This is a genomic window from Sphingopyxis sp., from assembly GCF_036261875.1.
In the GTDB taxonomy this organism is placed as follows: Bacteria; Pseudomonadota; Alphaproteobacteria; order Sphingomonadales; family Sphingomonadaceae; genus Sphingopyxis.
Genome location: NZ_DATAJZ010000023.1, coordinates 1 through 18368 on the forward strand (window position 1 = coordinate 1; position 18368 = coordinate 18368).

Genomic DNA, 18368 nt, shown 5'->3' on the forward strand with positions numbered 1-18368 from the left:
CACGGTTGAAGTGTGCAAACTCCACCATAACGATGAACCCGGTGGCCACCAGCGACGCCGCATTCCGGGGTGGGGCATGCCCCACCCCGGAATACACCATCGCCTACACCGGAAATTACACCACGAGCGCGGACGCTAACCTATGAACTCATGGGAGCCGGCGAAATCGAAACCGTAAAAGTCGGCAGATCGACCTTCATTCGTTACGCCAGTCTCAAGCGGCTCTTTGACCGGGAATAGGCTTCGCGGGCATGGTCATGTCGCGATCACAACGGTAAAAGCGGCCCATCGAATCGTCGCGTGAATCTCGCGCAAAAGTCGATTTGCAGCCTTCCCTCTACGGGAACCGAACCCTACCCACGGCGACTGGTGGGGGCCAGATTGGGGGCAGTGCGGCACGGCTGGTCGAAGAAATTACAATAAATCCAATGCCTAGCAATCGTCTTGGATTCCCTTCACCTGACTTTCGCAGCAATTTAGCAGCGCTAAATCGCGATCAGCGAAAGCTCGGCCGACCTTGCGCAGCGAGAATCGACGGCGTGGCTTTGCCGCGCCGGACCACCTAGGCCTTTTCCACCCGCACCACCTGCTCGACCACTTCGATCTCGCGATAGGCGGTGAGGAAGGCGATGTCGGCGGCGTCGCGGCCGACGCAGATGCGGGCGCACTCGGTCGGGCGCGACATGCCGGTCGCGTCGACCATGTGCCAGTCGCCGCCCAGATAAACTTCGGCGACCGCGTGGAAATCCATCGGCTGCACGCCGGGCGCATAGACGCTCGCCATGCGCGCCGGGATATGCGCCGAACGCGCGAGCGCGATCATCACATGCGCATAGTCGCGGCAGACGCCGCGCCGCTCGACGAAACTGTCGAGCGCGCCGGTCTCGGCATCGCTGGTTCCCGCCACGTAAGTGAAGCGGCTTTCGATCCAGTCGCGCATCGCGGCGATCTTCGCGCCAGCCGCGAGCTCGCCGAAGCGGCGCTCGACGAAGGCGTGAAATTTGTTCGACGGGCAATAGCGCGATTCGTTGAGATAGGGGACCGCCGCCGCGGGCAGGCGGTGGAGCGGAGCTTCGGACAGGGCGCACAAATCGACGGTAGGGCGTTCGATCGCCACGCTTGCGCGATAGACGGCCCGCAAGCTGCCCGAAGCGCGCAGCCAGATCGGCTCGCAGATGCCGTCGCCCCCCGGAACGCCTCCCGGAACCCGCGCCACGACCTCGGGCGCGCCAAGGTCGAGCGACGCGCTTTCGACATGCTGGCCGCCGCCGTTCGCCGCCTCGATCTGCAGCATCAGGTCGACCGGCTCGGAAAGGCGGTAATTTAGGGAGGCGGAGATTTCGAGTTTCATCTATCGGGCAACGCTCAGGGGAAGGATCGGTCGCGAATGACAGCCGGAGAAAAGCACAAATGACGTCGGCGCGCACCATCGTCTTCATCGTCGTCACCATCTTCATCGACGCGATCGGCTTCGGCATCATCATGCCGGTGCTGCCGCAGCTCGTGATGGAGGTCGGGCGAATCGACCTGCCCCACGCGATCGAGGTCGGCGCGTGGATCGGGCTGGTGATGGCGGTCGCGACCTTCCTCGCCTCGCCGCTGCTCGGCAACCTGTCCGACCGCTTCGGGCGGCGGCGGGTGCTGCTGCTCTCGCTCGGCGGGCTGGCGGCCGACTATACGCTGCTCACCGTCGTCGGTACCCTGCCCTGGCTATTCGTCGCGCGGGCGCTGTCGGGCATCTTCGGCGGCAGCTATGCGGCGGCGCAGGCGGCGATCGCCGACATTACCAGGCCCGAAGAACGCGCGCGCAACTTCGGCTTCGTCGGCGCGGCCTTCGGGGTCGGCTTCGTCGTCGGCCCGGCGATCGGCGGCTTCCTCGGCGAGCTCAGCCCGCGCGCACCGTTCGTCGCGGCGGCGATCCTCGCCGCGGCGAACATGCTGTACGGCCTGATCGTCTTTCCCGAGACGCTCGCGGCCGGGCGCCGCCGCGCCTTCGACTGGCGGCGCGCCAACCCGCTCGGTGCCTTCCGCACCTTGCGCGGCCTGCCCGGCATGGGCGGGGTCGCGGCGGTGCTGGTGCTGTGGCAGATCGCGAGCCTCGTCTATCCGATGACGTGGAGCTTCTATTGCATCGCGCAGCTCGGCTGGACGCCGGGGATGATCGGCGCCAGCCTGGCGGCGGTCGGGGTTGCGATCGCGCTGGGGCAGATGCTCGTCGTCGGGCCGATGGTCGCGCGCTTCGGCGAGCGCGACGCCGCGACCTTCGGCATCCTCGTCGCGGTGGCAGTCTATGTCGGCTATGCCTTCACGACCTCGACGATCGGCGCCTTCCTCCTGCTGATCCCCGTCGCGCTACAGGCACCGGTGCAGCCGTCGCTGATGGCGATGATGTCGCGCCGCGCGACCGCCGAGACGCAGGGCGAGGTGCAGGGGATTTCGGCGATGGCGATGGGGCTCGGCCAGCTTGCGGCGCCGATCCTGCTCACCGGGACGATGGCCTATTTCACCGCCGACAAGGCGCCGGTGCATTTCCCCGGCGCGGCCTTCATCGTCGCGGCGATCTTCGGCCTGCTCGCGATCGCCATGCTCCGCCGCCTGCCGCGCGCGATGCCGGCGAGCGATCAGATGCCGCCGTCGGTCACCGTATAGCCGATCGCCTCGAACCCGGTCGTCAGCATCGCGACGCAGGCCGCGACCGCGGCGCCGTCGGTCGAACGGATGACGAAATTCGCCCCGACCTTCCCATCGCGGAAGAAGGGATAGCTGCCGATCGCGACCCCCGGATGCTCCTTTTCGCCGAGGCGGAGCAGGTCGGCGATCTCGCTTTCGGGGGCCCAGGCGCCGATCGTATGCGCGATCAGCGGCGCCCCGCCCTCAAGCTCGCCGGTCAGCGCGTCGAGCATTCCCGCGGTGATGTGCGGCACGCCCGCCATCACGAAGAGATTGCCGATGCGGATGCCGGGCGCGCCCGACATGCGGTTCGGGATCAGGTCGGCGCCGTCGGGCACCCGCGCCATGCGCAGCCGCGCCTCGGTGAGCTCGCTGCCGCGCTTGCTGTAATAGGTTTCGAGGATCGCGCGCGCCTGTGGATGGATCACGACCCCGATGCCGAGCGCCTTGGCGACAGCATCGACGGTGATGTCGTCGTGGGTCGGGCCGATGCCGCCGGTGGTGAAGACATAGTCGTAACGCGCGCGGATCGCGTTCAGCGCGTCGACGATCTCCGCCTCGACATCGGGGACGATGCGCACTTCGCGCAGGCGAATGCCCTGCACGTCGAGCCAGGTCGCGATCTGCGACACATTCTTGTCCTGCGTGCGGCCCGAGAGGATCTCGTCGCCGATCACCAGCACGGCGGCGGTCCAGATGCGTTCGTCGCTCATCGCTTTGCCTTAGCCTGCTGCCGTGACAAAACAAGGGTGCTGGATGCGGGCAATTGTTCCTGTTATGTTCCAATCCGATTCGCAACCCGGGGAGAGCCGCGATGGCCGACGAGCTGATTTTCTACACCAACCCCATGTCGCGCGGACAGATCGTCCGCTGGATGCTCGAAGAGGTTGGCGCGCCCTATGAAACGCAGATTCTGGGCTATGGCACTTCGATGAAGGGCCCCGCCTATCTGGCGATCAACCCGATGGGCAAGGTTCCCGCGATCATCCATAACGGTCGGACCGTCACCGAATGCGCGGCGATCTGCGCTTATCTGGCCGACGCGTTTCCGGCGGCGGGGCTGGCGCCCGCACCGGCTGATCGCGCCGATTACTACCGCTGGCTGTTCTTTGCCGCGGGGCCGGTCGAGCAGGCGATCACCGCCAAGCAGTTCGGATTCGAGCCCGGCGCCGACCAGCAGCGGATGGCGGGCTTCGGTTCGCTCCCCACCGTGCTCGACGCGCTGGAAGGCGCGGTCGCGGGCAAGGCGTTCGTCGCGGGCGAGCGCTTCAGCGCCGCCGACGTCTATGTCGGCAGCCAGATCGACTGGGGGCTGCAATTCGGCACGATCCCGTCGCGCCCGGCGTTCGAGGCCTATGTCGCCCCCTTGCGCGAGCGCGCGGGCTACCAGCGCGCGAAGGCAATCGACAATGCGCTGATTGCGGAGATGCAGGCGGCGAATGGGGGGTAAGCGCCGCATAGGGGTGGTTTTGCGAGGGCGAAACGCATGGCGGCGTAACGGCCGTTTCCGCGTGACGGGAAACCCGACAAGCGAGGTTGTCAGGCAGTCTTGCAATCCGACAGTGTTTTTCGGGCACCCACACCGATGCCCGGCTGCATTCTATCGAGCCGTCAGAGCATGTCCGATAATCATGTGATTGTCGTCAGCGTGGAAGGGCAACTCATTTTATAGCTTTTATGTCTGCAAAGGCCGCCATATGTCCCGGAAGGGATTAGCCAGCTGGAGTGAAAAAGTGGGGGCGCTGAGATGGCCGATTAGGCGAATATCGCGAGGCAATTTCGTTTTTTGGCTATTGGGAATTAATGTGCTGCTCAGTGCAGTGGACTGGTGGGCATTTGGCCGATTGAACCTGACTTTAAATCTCGGTTTTAGGTTCGAGTCAGTTCAGCATTATGATGCTATTCCTGTCTGGCGGACGCTTCTCGAGATTATGCTAAACCTTTTACTAGCGGCGCTCGCCACTGCACGACTGCACGACGCTTCTTATTCGGCGCGATGGCTCATAGCCTTAGTGGGTCTAGCGATAGCCTCGGCATTCCCGTTTGCGAGCGCCTTGGCCGCTATCGCACTTCTCGGTTGGATTGCAATTTTCTTCCTTCCTCCATCAATTGGACCAAATCGCTATGGCCCTGATCCTAGAGGCTGGAGATCACGCGAACAGTTCGAACAGCAACAAAGAGACCTAGCAGAGCAAAGCAAGCGTTAAAGCTGCTGCACTGAGTTGTACAGGCGTTTCCCGTCAGGCTTCCTCGCGAGGAACTGGGAGCCCTCGCTTCGATCTTTCATTCAAAGACCGAAAAATTCGCGCAGAGGCGCAGAGATCGCAAAGAGGAAAGTGCTGCATCTCTGCGCCTCTGCGCCTCTGCGCGAATCTCATGATATGCAGGCGTTCGACCGATAGAAGATGGTCGGTATAGCATAGCTTCGTCATTCCCGCGAAAGCGGGAATGACAAAAGGGGCGGAATGGGCCCAAAACCACTATCCGGCGTCCGCACGCATTTCCGGCGAACGCCCAAAGAAAAAGCCCGGCGGATCGCTCCGCCGGGCTTTTGTTTTGCTTGTCGTCCGTCGGCTCAGTCGCGGCTGCCGAGCAGGTTGAGCAGGAAGGTGAACATGTTGACGAAGTCGAGGTAGAGCGTCAGCGCGCCCATCACCACCGACTTGCCGACGAAGTCGGTCCCGCGGACGTAGAAATACATGCTCTTGATCTTCTGCGTGTCATAGGCGGTGAGGCCTGCGAACAGCAGCACACCGATGATGCTGATCGCGAGGTTCAGCGCCGCCGACTGCACGAACATGTTGATGAGCAGCGCGACGAGGATGCCGACGACGCCCATGATCAGGAAGGTGCCGAAGCCCGACAGATCCTTCTTGGTCGTATAGCCATAGAGGCTGAGGCCAAGGAAGGCGGCCGCGGTCGCGAAGAAGGTCGTGGCGATCGAGGTCTGGGTAAAGGCCAGGAAGATCGTCGACATCGACAGGCCCATTACCGCGGCATAGGCCCAGAAGAGCATCTGCGCGGCGGTGGTCGACAGCTTGTTGATCCCGAAGCTCAGCACCATCACGAAGGCCAGCGGCGCCAGCATCACCACCCACATCAGCGGGCTGCCGACCAGCGACAGGGTGAAGCCCGAATTATAGGCCAGCATCGCGACGATGCCGGTCAGCAGCACGCCCGAGCCCATATAGTTGTAAACCGACAGCATGTACGACCGCAGGCCGGCGTCGACGGCCTGATCCATCGCGTTCGCGCTGCCAGGAAAGCCGGACGCCGCCATATTGGGGTCGTTCCAATTCGCCATTTCAAATCTCCATCACCGGCCAGACGATACCGGCCATAGCGGCAATATCGGTATAATCGCGCTGCGTTTCAAGCAAAACCGGGTTGGGCGGCGAAACGGAGCGCGAAAGAGCCAAGGCGTCGACAAAAAGAGCCATGTGCTCCCGCGAAGGCGGGAGCACATCTCCGGTCGGCGCTATCTGGAACCGACAGGAGATAGGTCAGTATCGGGTTGACCATGCCCCGCATGGTCAAGGATCGTCCGGGGGACGATCCGACCCGATGCTCCTTCGCGGGGACACGCAAATTTCTCATTCAATATTTGTCATCCTCCACGCCTCTGCGCGCATCCCGATCTCTCTGACCAGCCCCGCTGTTCCTCCCCGCCCGAAGCGCTTATGCTGCGCGCGCCATGTCCACTCACCGTCTGTTCGTCGCGCTGCGCCCGCCCCGCCCGATTCGCGCGCTGTTGATCGCCGCGATGCACGGCATTTCGGGGGCGCGCTGGCAGGACGACGAGCAGCTTCACCTGACGCTGCGCTTCATCGGCGAGGTCGACCGGCACCGGGCCGAGGACATCGCCGCGGCGCTCGGCGGCCTTCACGCGGCCGCGATGCCCGCGCGCATCGCCGGGGTCGGGCTGTTCGAGCGGCAGGGGCGGCCGCATATGGTCTGGGCCGGGGTCGAGCCGCCTGCACCGCTCGCGGCGCTGCACCGCAAGGTCGACCAGGCGCTCGCGCGCGTCGGGGTCGCGCCCGAGACACGCGCCTTCGTTCCGCATATCACGCTCGCGCGGTTGAACCGCGCATCGGGCCCGGTCGCCCCCTTCCTCGCGCAGAGCAGCGACCTCGCCAGCCCGCCGTTCCCGTTCGACCATGTCACCCTCTATGAAAGCGAGATGGGCCACGGTGGGTCGCGTTATCACCCGGTCGCGCGCTATCCGCTCGAGGCCGAGGCGACGAGCGCCGACGCGACCGCGCTGACATCGTCCCATGTCGCCGCGAAGCCGCCGTCGTCGCCATAATAGGGATCGGCGACGCTCTCGCCCGCGCGGCCGGGCACCAGGTCGAGCATCAGCGCCAGCGTCGCGGTCGCATCGGCGGGCCGAATCGCGCGCGCGTCGCGCAGATTGGCCGCGTCGGCGGCGAGGATCAGGTCGAAGCGGCGGAAATCGTCCGCCGAAAGCTGGCGCGCGCGCAGGTCCGAAATGTCGATCCCGCGCCGCCGTGCCTCGGCCTGTGCGCGGGCGTCGGGGGGATGGCCGACATGCCAGTCGCCGGTGCCCGCCGAATCGAGCGTCGCGGCGATCCCGGCGGCGGAAAAGGCCGCACGCGCCGCGCCCTCCGCCAGCGGCGAACGGCAGATGTTGCCGAGGCACAGGAAAAGGATAGCGGGGGGATTTCGTCGGTCGTCGTGCATGTCGCTCCTCGCGTGCAAAGGTGAACCGACTTTCAACTTGCGCCTCCGCCCGGCTCTGCTAGCCATGAGCCAAAGCGATAAGAGAAGAGGGAGCGACTTGCCAGATGGCCGATAGCAATAGCGCGAGCGACGACGCGATTACCCCGCCGACCAAGGCGTCGCCCTATGCCTGGTATGCGCTCGGCATCCTGTTCCTCGTCTATGTCCTCAATTTCATCGACCGGCAGATCATCACGATCCTCGCGCCCGACCTGAAGCGCGACCTCGGGCTCGACGATGCCGACATCGGCTTTCTCTACGGCACCGCCTTCGCGGTCTTCTATGCGCTGTTCGGCATTCCGCTCGGCCGGCTCGCTGACGCCTGGCACCGTGTTCGCCTGCTGACCGTCGGACTTGCGATCTGGTCGGCGATGACCGCGGTCTCGGGGCTCGCCGCGAACCGCTATCAGCTCGCGGCGGCGCGGATGGGGGTCGGCATCGGCGAAGCGACCGCCGGGCCTTCGGCCTATTCGCTGATCTCCGACCTGTTTCCCAAGAATATGCGCGGAACCGCGCTCGCCATCTATTCGGCCGGCCTCTATTTCGGCGGCGGCATCTCGCTGATGATCGGCGGCTTCATCGTCGAGGGCTGGAACGAGGCCTATCCGGGCGGCGGCCCCTTCGGCCTCGTCGGCTGGCAGGCGGCGTTCATGGCGGTCGGCATCCCCGGCCTGCTGCTCGCGGCGTGGGTCGCGACCTTGCGCGAGCCGGTGCGCGGCCTTGTCGACGGCATTCCGACGCAGGCGTCGCCGACACCGTTCAAAGGCTTTTTCGAGGAATTATTCGCGATCATCCCGCCCTTCACGCTGATCTCGGCGGCGCTGCGCGGCTCGCGGGCCTTTTTGATCAACGCCGGCGCGATTGCGATTTTGGGGCTCGTCGCGGCGGCGATGATTTCGCTCACCGGCGCGACGCTGCAATGGATATGCGTCGCCTTCGGCTATTATGCCGTTTTTTCCTGGGCGAGTTCGCTGAAGAGCCGCGACCGCCCGACCTTCGGGCTGATCTGGGAATCGAAGGCGTTTCTCGCAACGATCCTCGGCTATGGCACCGTCGCCTTCCTCTCCTATGCGTCGAGCGCCTTCGCGCCGATCTATGCACTCGAGGTGCTGGGCGAGGACGCGGGCACGGTCGGCCTGTGGGTCGGCGGATGCGGCGCCCTCGCGGGCTTCCTGGGGGTGATCCTCGGCGGGCGCATGTCCGACTGGCTGCGGCAGCGGAACGAAGCGGGGCGCATCCTGGTCGTGATCTTCGGCCTGATCGCGCCGATCCTGCCGATCATCATCGCCTTCACCACCCAATCGGAGCCGGGGAGCGGCGATTTCGTCCGTTTCGTCTTCTTCGCCTCGCTCGCGGGGCTGCTCGCGTCGAGCGCGCTCGGCGCGGCGGCGGCAACGACGCAGGATCTGGTGCTGCCGCGGATGCGCGGCACCGCGACCGCCACCTTCTTCCTCGCGACGACGCTCGTCGGGCTCGCACTGGGGCCTTATATGGCGGGGCAGGTTTCGGCGATGACCGGCAATCTCGCGACCGGGGTGCTGTCGACGCTGGTCATCGTGCCGGTCGGGCTGGCCGCGCTGCTCGTCGCCTATCGCAGCGTCCCCGCCGCGGCCGCTTCGGTGGTCGAGCGCGCGCGGGACGCGGGCGAGTCGGTCTGATACCCGCCCGCGTCGCCGTCATTCGGCGGCGGGGAGCTCGATCACACCGCAGGCGACGCGCGCGCCGCTGTTGCCGGCGGGATCGGTCTTCATGTCATCGGGACCGGCGTGGATGACGAAGGCGGCGCCGTCGGCATCGATCAGCCCGCCCTCGCCGGTCAGCCGCGTGCCGACGAGGTTCAGCGTCGCGCGGCCGATCGCATCGGGTTCAATCACAAGGTTCGGCAAGTCGCCGTGATGCGCGCCCATCGGGTTGTCACGGCCGTGCTGCGCGCCGGTCGGGTTCCAGTGCGGCCCCGCGCTGGTGAAACCGGGCGGCGTGCACTGCCCGACGGAGTGGATGTGCATCCCATAGGTGCCCGGAGCAAAGCCGCGCGCGACGAGTTCGACGCGAAGACCGGAGTCGGTCTTGTAGAAATCGGCGCGGCCGCGATCGGCGCCGCGCGCATCGACAAGCTGCGCCGAGGCATCGGAAGCCGGGAGCTTCTGCACCGGCTTGCCGCCCATGGTCGCGCAGCCGGCGAGCGCCAGTGTGCCCGCCGCGCCGAGGGCCGCTGCAAGCGTCCGTCCGTGACGTGAAGCAAGGATCATCTCTCGTCTCCATTTCTTTTGCGAATCCGGCGCGGCCGCCGCGCCCTGCGATCGGCGCGAGGATGCCCGCAAATTCCGCCGCTTCCAAGCAGATAAGCCTATGGCGTCAGCGCCCGCTCGCCGAAAGCCGCATCCGCAGCCTTTGCAGCTCCTGCTGCGCGACGGGCGGCAGCGCGGCGGCGGGCTTGCCCTCGCGCAGCCGCTTGCGGTCCTTTTCGCTCGGCTCGACGCGGCGAACGCGCACCGGCGCATGGCCCTGCGCGCGGATGCCGAGCTGTTCGGCGGCGCCGCGCGACAGGTCGATGATCCGCCCGCCGCCCGCAAACGGCCCGCGATCATTGACGCGCACGATAATCCGCCGCCCGGTGTCGAGCGCGGTCACTTCGACATAGGTCGGCAGCGGCAGCGTCGTATGCGCAGCGGTGATCCAGCCGGGCCGGAACTGCTCGCCGTTCGCGGTGCGGTTGCCCGATTCGTTGCCGTACCAGCTCGCATAGCCGATCGCGTCGTATCCGAGCGCCGCGGCGGGCACATAGGTGGCGCCGCGCACCGTATAGGCGGGACCGATCCGTACCGGCACGTCGCTGACGGGGCGGAAATTGCCCCCGGCACAAGCGGACAGCAGCAGCGCCGGGGCCAGGGTCATGGAGGAAATTGGGAAGCGCCCGTTCATCGCGCGCCTTGGTATAGGCAGCTTGCGCCGGGATAAAGTCCCTGTGTCGGCTTTGGGGTGGAGATCGGCCATGTCTTCTTTCGTCATCCCGGCGTGGTTCCGGAATCCGGTCGGCGCAAGGACCGTGTCATCATCCCAAAGTTCAGGAAAGTTCAGCCTATTGCATTCCCCCGATGTGGACCGCGCGGCGCGCTGAACGCACCCGGTACGCCTCGCCGTGGCTGCGGACCGCGACCGCTTTATCCACCGAATGAAGGAGCCGGGTGAACGCTGGCACGGCCGGATAATGTAGGAAAGACTTATTGAAGGCGACGCCTGCTTTGGGGTGGTGAGCGGACACGGGCTTCGATCTCAAGTAAGCCACCTTGGCTCATTTTTATGCCGCAGCTAATGATCGGACGGCCGGTGATTGATACGAGGGGCTTATGGGAACCGAGATTGTTTTCGTCTTGATCTATCCGGTTGCGGCGGCTTGCCTAGCTGCTGCAGTTCTCTTCTGGTTCAAGATCGCTTCCTCAGTAGGTGAGCCCATCCGCGCGTATTTACCGCTCGCTATCGGCTACGGCATTTCAATCTTTGGCTTGACAGTTCTCTCATACGTAAATGGCGATGCGACGTTCACCGATCTGATCCAGCAAGGTTACTACACAGAGGCAGAACGATCACTCTACCTGCCACGACGTATCGTTGGATCTGCAATTCTAAACTTGGTGTTTGTTCTCCCAGCCATCTCCTTCATCGTCGTTCCTCTAACCGCAAGGCTAATCAGGAAAGGTCGACTCACGCTCAAATGGGTCGCTCTTTACGCTCTCCTAAGCTGGCTCCTCCTGTCGCTATTGGGCTTGCTGTTGAGCGCAAGAACGATGGTCGATCCATTCGCCCTAACGTATGCGATGGGCTACGCAGCCACCCCCGTGATAATCTACGGGCTGCCCATTCCCCTCATGGCACTCTTATTTCTCCATAGACGTTGAGAAGCCCAAAGCTTGCGAGCTCAGGCAAAATTTGTTCGCGTTTTTACCACTGTCAGCAATCGGTCGAAACCGGGACTTCATCCCCATCACCCCAAAAGGAAAGGGCCGCGAATCGCTTCGCGGCCCTTCCTCAAGCTTGCGCTTCGGATCAAGGATCAGAAGACGCGCGCATATTGTTCATTGCCGACGAAGCCCAGCTTGCCGACGCCGCTGCGCTTCACGACCGCCATCACGCGATCGACGGTGATATAGCGCGCATAGGGATCGGGCTGAACCTGCAATTCGGGTTCGACCGGCAATGCCTTGGTCTGTTCCAGAAATTGCGCGAGCTGCGCCAGATCGACCGGCGAACCGTTCCACGCGATCGTCCCCGCGGGGTCGATCGTGATCTTGTTCTTTTCCGGATCGACGTTGTTCTTCGCGTCGGTCGGAACCGGCAAGTCGATCTTCACCGCGTGGGTCTGGACCGGGAGGGTGATGATGAACATGATGAGGAGCACGAGCATGACGTCGATCAGCGGCGTCGTGTTCATGTCCATCATCGGTTCGTTTTCGTCCCGATCTCCAACTGCCATAGACATAGAGGTCTATTCCTTCATTCTCGCCGGGCGCCCTTACAGGCGGCCCAGCGTGCCCGAGCCAGCAACCGGTTCGGAAATGAACCCGATCTTCTGGAAACCGGCATATTGCATCGTATAGATCACGCCGCCGATGCACTGGTACGGCGTGTTGACGTCGCCGCGGATATGCACTTCGGGGAAGTTATCTTCGGTGATATTCTGCACGCCGCCGATATCCGCGATCAGCTTTTCAAGCTTCTTCTGCCCGAGATCGAGCAGTTGCTTGGAATCGACGGGCGTCTGGCCCCAGTAAACTTCACATGCCGAACTGTCGGCATTGGGCAAGCCATCGCCATCGGTATCCGCGGAACGGACCGACAGGTTGACGTTTTCGGGCTTCGTCGTCGTCGGCTCAAAGACCACGTCGGGCAGCTTGAGCTCCACCGTCTTCAGCACCACGGGAACCGTGATGAGGAAGATGATGAGCAGCACAAGCATGATGTCCACGAGCGGGGTCGTGTTGATGTCCGACATCGGGGCATCTTCGCCCTTGTCGCCTACACTCATCGCCATAGGATTAGCATCCTGTCACAAAATTACTGTCATGGAGCGAAGCGGAGGCCGCCTGGCGCCCGCTTCGTCCAGCGGCCCCGTGCCGTCACCCGAAGGGACGACGCGGGGCCCGCAGACTTATGCCTTCTTCGGCGCGGCAGCCGGAGCGGCCTTGGCCGGGGCAGCCACCACGGCCGGCTTCACCTGGCCGCCCGACATGATCGAGCCGAGCACGTCGTTCGAGAAGGTCGACAGGCGGCGCGCGATCGACTTGTTGCGGCTCTGCAGCCAGTTGAACGCGAGCACCGCGGGAACCGCCACGATCAGACCGATGGCGGTCATGATGAGCGCTTCACCGACCGGGCCGGCGACGGTGTCGATCGAGGCCTGGCCCGACGCGCCGATCTTCACGAGGGCGCGCAGAATGCCGATAACAGTCCCGAACAGACCGACGAACGGAGCGGTCGAACCGACGGTCGCGAGGAAGGCGAGGCCGCCGTTGAGCTTCGAGTTGATGTGGTTCTGCGAACGCTCGAGCGTGCCGTGCATCCAGTCGTGCGATTCGACGGGATCGGTCAGCTTGTTATGCTCTTCGTTGGCGCGCAGACCGTCTTCGACGACCTGGCGATAGGCGCTGTTCTTTTCGAGCTTCGAAACGCCGTCGGCGAGCGTCGGCGCGCGCCAGAAGTTGGCGTCGACCGCCTTGCCCTGGTTGATCACCTTATTCTGTTCGAACAGCTTGGTGAACAGGATGTAGAGCGTGCCGACGAACATGATCAGCAGGACCAGGAAGGTGCACTGCGACACGATGCCGCCTTCGCACAGGGCGGGCAGCAGGCCGTAGGGGTTCTGGCCTTCCTTCACGACGCAGACCGATGCGGGAAGGAGCGACATCCCCACGTCGTGGGCCGGAGCCGCAGCGCCCGCGGCAGCGTTTGCAATCAGGTTAAACATGGTGGTTATTCCCTCTCAAAATATTCAAAACGGTATGAAAAGACTGAAAATAATAGGGGTCGCCGGGGCGACAGATCACTTCGGAATCTGCCACTTGACGCGGCTGCTGTAGCTGCTCGCCGTGGGGTTGCCCGCACGATCCTTCGCCGGCGTGAAACGGGCGCGCCGCATCATCAGCTTGCAGGTCAGATCATCGAGATCGGCGTGGCCGCTCGACGAGGTGACGTCGCAGCCCGTGGGCTTGCCTTCCGCATTATAGCTGACGCGGAAACCCGTCGTGCCCTGCCGCTCTTCGCGGAGCGCGCGCGCCGGATAATCGTCGGGGCTGGCCCAATTGCCCGGGTTGCCCCGCGGCTTGCCGGGAGCGCTCATGTCCGGAGTCGGCGGCGGAGCCGGCGGAGCCGCGATCGGGGGGATCGGCAGCGGCGGACGCGGGGGCGCCTCGGGAACCGACGATATCTGGTTCGCGGTGCTCGGCGGCGGAATCGGCGACGGCGGCGTCACCACCGGCGGCGGCGGCGGCAGCTTGTTATCCGGCGGCGGCGGCGGCGGGGGTTCCTCCGGCGGCGGCGGCTCTTCGACGTCCACCACGTCCAATTTCTCGGCGAGCTTCTTGACGATGCTGATGTTCAGACCATTTACCAAGCCGTAGCCCAGCAAAGCCGTGAACAAGCCCACCAAGACAATCGCCACTACCCTGTTTTTAGGGTCGACATTATCACCATAAGCCATTCAGGGACGACGCTCCTTGCTAGATCATCCTGACACCAAATCCATCACCGACGGGTGCGGTTGCCAAATGCTCGGATAATTTCCGATGCGCTTTCACAGACCCGGCGGCGTCGCAGCCGGCCTTTTATGTTGTCGCCGGACGCTTCGCCGCTCGTCCTATCGCGGTGGCGGCAAGTTCGCAAACCCTTTATCAGCGGTTAATGTCCGCTTCCCCATGATGGGGTTTTGGCGCCCGACCGGCGCCCCGAATAATGGAAGGTGGTTCGATCATGCGCGCGCTCCTGCTGGCTGCCGCTTTGGGATTATCCGCATCAAGTGGCTGTTTTATCAGCGCTTATGCAATGCAGACGCCGACACCGGCAGCAACCCCCTCCCCCTATAGCTATGCCGATGTCGCCGATCTGGCGACAATCGCGCCGATGGCGATCCACGCCCGGATCTTTCGCGCGACGGTGCTGAAAGCCGAGCGGGCGCCGGGGCTGAAAGCGGGTCAGGCGCGATTCTATGTCGAAGCGGACGTGGTCAGCCTGATTCGCGGCGCGGGTCCGCTCGCGGCGCGAATCTCCTATCTCGTCGACCTGCCGCTCGACGCCAGGGGCAAGCCAGTGAAGCTCAGGAAGAAGCAGCCGGTCCTGATCTTCGCCCGCCCCGTCGCGGGCGTCGCCCCCGGCGCCAAGAACACCGGCAGCGTCCAGCTCGTCGCCCCCGATGCGCAATTGCCATGGGATCCGGCGACCGAGGCGCAGCTCCGCGCGATCCTGACCGAGCTGGTCAAGCCCGGCGCGCCACCCGCGATCACCGGCGTCGCCAACGGCTTCCACGTCCCCGGCACGCTGCCCGGCGAGGGCGAGACGCAATTGTTCCTCGATACGACGACCGGCGAGCCGGTGTCACTGTCCATCCTGACCGCCCCCGACGGATCGCGCCGCTGGGCCGCGGCGTTTGGCGAGATCGTCGACGGGTCGGCGGCGGTTCCGGCGCGCGATACGCTGGCCTGGTATCGCCTCGCCTGCGGCCTGCCGCATCAATTGCCGCTCAGCAAGCTCGCCGGCACCGCGCCCGAGGACCGCAAGAAAGCGGCGGCGGACTATGCGGTCGTCCTCGGCGCGCTCGGCGAATGCACCCGGACGCGGACGCCGCCGGCCGCGAATTAGACGGTCATCGCAAATGCGGAAAAGGGCGAGCTATTGGTTCACGCGGAGACGCGGAGAGAAAGAAGATTGGCGGCTTCGCCGCCCTTCCTCTTTGACCCTGCGACCTTTGCACCTCTACGCGCATTTTTCTTCTCCGCACCTCCGCGTCTCCGCGTGAACCACGGACGGCCGCTGTTTCGTCCGGGCTTGCCTCCACGCCAAAAGCCGATAGGGGGCCTCGCGTCCTGCGGATAATCCCGCGTCTCGATGGAGTGCCTAGATGTCGCCGTCCCCTGCCCCCGCCGCGCCCCGCCCGCCGCTGCGCGTTGCGCTCGCAGGAATCGGCGTCGTCGGTGGCGGCGTCGTCAAGCTGCTCGAGGCGAATCGCGACCTTATCGCGCGCCGCGCCGGCCGGCCCATCGAGATCGTCGCGGTGTCGGCGCGCGACCGTCACAAGGATCGCGGCGTCGATCTTTCCCGCTATCGCTGGGAAGACGATATGGATGCGCTTGTCGCCGCGGACGATGTCGATGTCGTCGTCGAGATGATCGGCGGCGCCGACGGATCGGCGCTGACTCTCGCGCGCCACGCGCTCGGCGCGGGCAAGGCGCTGGTCACCGCGAACAAGGCGATGATCGCGCACCACGGGCTGGGCCTCGCGCAGCTCGCCGAGGCGAAGGACACGCCGCTCAAATATGAAGCCGCGGTCGCGGGCGGCATCCCGGTCATCAAGGCCATCCGCGAAGGCGCATCCGCGAACCAGATCGCGCGTGTCTATGGCATCCTCAACGGCACCTGCAATTATATCCTGACGCGGATGGAGCGCGACGGCGCGAGCTTCGCCGATGCCCTCGCCGCCGCGCAGGCGGAAGGCTATGCCGAGGCCGACCCGACCTTCGACGTCGACGGGATCGACGCCGCGCACAAATTGTCGATCCTCGCCGCGCTCTGCTTCGGGACGAAGCTCGACATCGGCGCGGTGACCGCGGCGGGCATCCGCGACCTGATCGCCGCCGACATCCGCGAGGCCGAGGCGCTCGGCCATCGCGTCCGCCTGATCGGCATGGCCGAACGCGACGAAACCGGCCTTTACCAGCATGTCCAGCCGTGCCTCGTCCCCGCCGACCACCCGCTCGCCTATGTCCCCGGCGCGCTCAACGCCGTGGTCGCCGAGGGGAATTTCGTCGGCCGCCTGTTCTTCGAGGGCGCGGGCGCAGGCGCGGGGCCGACCGCGTCGGCGATCGTCGCCGACATCATCGACATCGCGCGCGACGAATATGGCCCCGCCTTCGCGATGCCGGTCGACGCGCTCGACGCCGCGCCGGTCGCCGATGCCGGGGCGCGCGTCGGCAAGCATTATGTCCGCCTGATCGTCGAGGACCGCATCGGCGTCCTCGCCGAGATCGCGACCGCGATGCGCGACGCGGGCGTCTCGATCGAAAGCTTCATCCAGCGCGGCACCGAAGAGAATGACGGCGTCGTCATCGTCCTCGTCACCCACGAAGGCCCGGCGCGCGCGATCGAGGCGGCGCTCGCGGCGCTCGCCGCGTCGGACCATATCGTCGGCGCGCCGATGCGGATGCCGATCCTGGCGCTCTAATTCTCGGGCGCCGCCGGCATGCCGTTGTCGGGATCGGTGCGCTCCTTCGCCATTTCGTAGAGCGGATTATATTCGGGACCGCGCGGATAGCGGCCGCCGATCGGCATCCAGTTATAGGGCAGCCGGTCGAGGCTCATCGCCTTGGCCTCGGCGCGCGGGAGCTTCGGCGGCGGCTCGCGGCCTTCGTTCGCGATCGCACGCAGTTCGGGCGACAGCCGGTGCTTTTCGGTGTCGCTGCCGCACACGGTGATCGAGCCGTCGTCCGATGGCGTGCAGCGCCGGACCGGATCGGTCATCTCCTTCGCCCGCGCGATGGCCGCATCGGCTGGTCGCGGCGCGGGCGGCCCAACGGTCTGCGCGGCGGCGGGCGTCGTCACGCCGATGACGCAATACAGCGCAAAAGCGGCTCCGAATCGGGCGAAGGATTCTCGACAAGCGGAGCGGCGGGCCATATGGCGCCCAACATGCCGACGGGGCGGAACAAGTAAAGACGGAGAGTCAGGACGATGACGAACAGCAGCGGCAGCAACCTCGACCGGGTGCTCGTGCTCGAAATGGTGCGCGTCACCGAAGCCGCGGCGATCGCCGCCGCGAAGCTGATCGGGCGCGGCGACGAAAAGGCCGCCGACGCCGCCGCGGTCGAGGCGATGCGCGATGCGTTCAACACGCTCTATATGGACGGCACCATCGTCATCGGCGAAGGCGAGCGCGACGAGGCGCCGATGCTGTTCATCGGCGAAAAGGTCGGCAATGCGCCGGGCAAGGGGCCGAAGATCGATATCGCGGTCGACCCGCTCGAAGGCACGACGATCACCGCCAAAGCCGGCCCCAACGCGCTCGCAGTGCTCGCCATCGCCGAGGAAGGCTGCCTGCTCAACGCCCCCGACGTCTATATGGACAAGCTCGCGGTCGGCCCCGGCTTCTCGCCCAACATCGTCCATTTCGACAACAGCGTGCGCGAGAATGTCGAAGCGGTCGCGCGCGAAAAGGGCGTGTCGCCGCAGGACATCATCGTCTGCGTACTCGACCGCCCGCGCCACGAAGCGATCATCAGCGAACTGCGCAGCATCGGCTGCGGCGTCGCGTTGATCCCCGACGGCGACGTCGCCGGGGTGATCGCGACCACCAACCCCGACACCAATGTCGACATCTATATGGGATCGGGCGGCGCGCCCGAGGGCGTCCTCGCCGCCGCGGCGCTGCGCTGCGTCGGCGGCCAGTTCAAGGGCCGCCTGCTGTTCCGCAACGACGACGAGCGGCTGCGCGCGAAGAAATGGGGGATCGAGGATCTGGGCCGCGTCTACGACCTCGAAGACCTCGCCAAGGGCGACGTGATCTTCGCCGCGACCGGGGTCACCGACGGGTCGCTGCTGCGCGGCGTCAAGCATCGCCGCGGCGGCGTGCTGACCACCGAAAGCGTCGTGATGCGCGCCTCGTCGGGCACGGTGCGCTGGGTCAAGGGCGAACATCGCGCGGCGTGACGAATCCCGCGTCGCCCCCGCGGAGGTGGGGGCGACGGTTGGAATGAGGG

Annotated in this window: 21 protein-coding genes; 9 read left to right on the forward strand and 12 right to left on the reverse strand. The window is 65.3% G+C overall.

Annotation, left to right across the window (positions count from 1 at the left end; all coding sequences use genetic code 11):
* Window positions 1-562 precede the first annotated feature (562 nt).
* Window positions 563-1351 (reverse strand): transglutaminase family protein, encoded by a 789-nt coding sequence (locus VHO04_RS10340; RefSeq protein ID WP_329628257.1) that lies wholly within the window; start codon window positions 1349-1351, stop codon window positions 563-565.
* A gap of 59 nt (window positions 1352-1410) precedes the next feature.
* Here VHO04_RS10340 and VHO04_RS10345 point away from each other — a divergent pair, with 59 nt between their 5' ends.
* Window positions 1411-2649, forward strand: a complete 1239-nt coding sequence (locus VHO04_RS10345) for an MFS transporter (RefSeq protein ID WP_329628258.1) — start codon at window positions 1411-1413, stop codon at window positions 2647-2649.
* Here VHO04_RS10345 and VHO04_RS10350 read toward each other — a convergent pair.
* Complete coding sequence (locus VHO04_RS10350; protein ID WP_329628259.1) at window positions 2622-3383, reverse strand: competence/damage-inducible protein A; 762 nt, start codon at window positions 3381-3383, stop codon at window positions 2622-2624. The two genes, VHO04_RS10345 and VHO04_RS10350, sit on opposite strands and share 28 nt — an antisense overlap.
* A 101-nt stretch (window positions 3384-3484) precedes the next feature.
* On the opposite strand from VHO04_RS10350, the gene VHO04_RS10355 reads away from it, so the two are divergent.
* The gene (locus VHO04_RS10355; protein WP_329628260.1) at window positions 3485-4120 is read left to right on the forward strand and encodes a glutathione S-transferase family protein; all 636 of its coding nucleotides are present in this window, start codon (window positions 3485-3487) and stop codon (window positions 4118-4120) included.
* A 247-nt stretch (window positions 4121-4367) separates the two neighbouring features.
* Complete coding sequence (locus tag VHO04_RS18855; protein ID WP_414713101.1) at window positions 4368-4877, forward strand: DUF805 domain-containing protein; 510 nt, start codon at window positions 4368-4370, stop codon at window positions 4875-4877.
* Window positions 4878-5245: 368 nt separating this feature from the next.
* On the opposite strand, the gene VHO04_RS10360 is transcribed toward VHO04_RS18855, so the two are convergent.
* Window positions 5246-5974 (reverse strand): Bax inhibitor-1/YccA family protein, encoded by a 729-nt coding sequence (locus tag VHO04_RS10360; protein WP_329628261.1) that lies wholly within the window; start codon window positions 5972-5974, stop codon window positions 5246-5248.
* Between the two features lies 1 nt (window position 5975).
* Window positions 5976-6110 carry a hypothetical protein gene (locus tag VHO04_RS10365; RefSeq protein WP_329628262.1) on the reverse strand — a complete coding sequence of 45 codons (135 nt, stop codon included), beginning with the start codon at window positions 6108-6110 and terminating at the stop codon, window positions 5976-5978.
* A gap of 254 nt (window positions 6111-6364) precedes the next feature.
* Between VHO04_RS10365 and thpR the strand changes: the two genes are divergently transcribed.
* Window positions 6365-6976 (forward strand): RNA 2',3'-cyclic phosphodiesterase, encoded by a 612-nt coding sequence (gene thpR / locus VHO04_RS10370; RefSeq protein ID WP_329628263.1) that lies wholly within the window; start codon window positions 6365-6367, stop codon window positions 6974-6976.
* Here thpR and VHO04_RS10375 read toward each other — a convergent pair.
* Complete coding sequence (locus VHO04_RS10375) at window positions 6889-7371, reverse strand: low molecular weight protein-tyrosine-phosphatase (protein WP_329628264.1); 483 nt, start codon at window positions 7369-7371, stop codon at window positions 6889-6891. The two genes, thpR and VHO04_RS10375, sit on opposite strands and share 88 nt — an antisense overlap.
* A 104-nt stretch (window positions 7372-7475) precedes the next feature.
* Between VHO04_RS10375 and VHO04_RS10380 the strand changes: the two genes are divergently transcribed.
* Window positions 7476-9068, forward strand: coding sequence for an MFS transporter (locus tag VHO04_RS10380; RefSeq protein WP_329628265.1), 1593 nt, complete (start codon window positions 7476-7478; stop codon window positions 9066-9068).
* A gap of 18 nt (window positions 9069-9086) precedes the next feature.
* On the opposite strand, the gene VHO04_RS10385 is transcribed toward VHO04_RS10380, so the two are convergent.
* Together VHO04_RS10385 and VHO04_RS10390 are read right to left on the reverse strand one after the other, a co-directional pair.
* On the reverse strand, window positions 9087-9659 hold the full coding sequence (locus VHO04_RS10385; protein ID WP_329628266.1) for a superoxide dismutase family protein: 573 nt from the start codon (window positions 9657-9659) through the stop codon (window positions 9087-9089).
* Window positions 9660-9765: 106 nt separating this feature from the next.
* Window positions 9766-10305, reverse strand: a complete 540-nt coding sequence (locus VHO04_RS10390) for a septal ring lytic transglycosylase RlpA family protein (protein ID WP_329628267.1) — start codon at window positions 10303-10305, stop codon at window positions 9766-9768.
* Between the two features lie 452 nt (window positions 10306-10757).
* Here VHO04_RS10390 and VHO04_RS10395 point away from each other — a divergent pair, with 452 nt between their 5' ends.
* On the forward strand, window positions 10758-11306 hold the full coding sequence (locus tag VHO04_RS10395; protein ID WP_329628268.1) for a hypothetical protein: 549 nt from the start codon (window positions 10758-10760) through the stop codon (window positions 11304-11306).
* A 155-nt stretch (window positions 11307-11461) separates the two neighbouring features.
* Here VHO04_RS10395 and VHO04_RS10400 read toward each other — a convergent pair whose 3' ends face one another.
* From VHO04_RS10400 to VHO04_RS10415, 4 genes are all read right to left on the reverse strand, one after another.
* Complete coding sequence (locus VHO04_RS10400; RefSeq protein ID WP_257546501.1) at window positions 11462-11887, reverse strand: ExbD/TolR family protein; 426 nt, start codon at window positions 11885-11887, stop codon at window positions 11462-11464.
* Between the two features lie 33 nt (window positions 11888-11920).
* Window positions 11921-12439 carry an ExbD/TolR family protein gene (locus tag VHO04_RS10405; protein ID WP_257546503.1) on the reverse strand — a complete coding sequence of 173 codons (519 nt, stop codon included), beginning with the start codon at window positions 12437-12439 and terminating at the stop codon, window positions 11921-11923.
* Window positions 12440-12556: 117 nt separating this feature from the next.
* Window positions 12557-13372 (reverse strand): MotA/TolQ/ExbB proton channel family protein, encoded by an 816-nt coding sequence (locus VHO04_RS10410; RefSeq protein ID WP_414713102.1) that lies wholly within the window; start codon window positions 13370-13372, stop codon window positions 12557-12559.
* A gap of 75 nt (window positions 13373-13447) precedes the next feature.
* On the reverse strand, window positions 13448-14017 hold the full coding sequence (locus VHO04_RS10415) for an energy transducer TonB (protein ID WP_329628269.1): 570 nt from the start codon (window positions 14015-14017) through the stop codon (window positions 13448-13450).
* Window positions 14018-14445: 428 nt separating this feature from the next.
* On the opposite strand from VHO04_RS10415, the gene VHO04_RS10420 reads away from it, so the two are divergent.
* Window positions 14446-15258 (forward strand): hypothetical protein, encoded by an 813-nt coding sequence (locus VHO04_RS10420; RefSeq protein ID WP_329628270.1) that lies wholly within the window; start codon window positions 14446-14448, stop codon window positions 15256-15258.
* Window positions 15259-15517: 259 nt separating this feature from the next.
* Window positions 15518-16837 (forward strand): homoserine dehydrogenase, encoded by a 1320-nt coding sequence (locus VHO04_RS10425; protein ID WP_329628271.1) that lies wholly within the window; start codon window positions 15518-15520, stop codon window positions 16835-16837.
* Here VHO04_RS10425 and VHO04_RS10430 read toward each other — a convergent pair.
* A complete protein-coding gene (locus VHO04_RS10430) occupies window positions 16834-17214 on the reverse strand; it encodes a hypothetical protein (RefSeq protein ID WP_329628272.1) in 381 nt (126 codons plus the stop codon). The two genes, VHO04_RS10425 and VHO04_RS10430, sit on opposite strands and share 4 nt — an antisense overlap.
* Window positions 17215-17343: 129 nt before the next feature.
* Between VHO04_RS10430 and glpX the strand changes: the two genes are divergently transcribed.
* Window positions 17344-18318, forward strand: a complete 975-nt coding sequence (gene glpX / locus VHO04_RS10435) for a class II fructose-bisphosphatase (RefSeq protein WP_329628273.1) — start codon at window positions 17344-17346, stop codon at window positions 18316-18318.
* Window positions 18319-18368 lie beyond the last annotated feature (50 nt).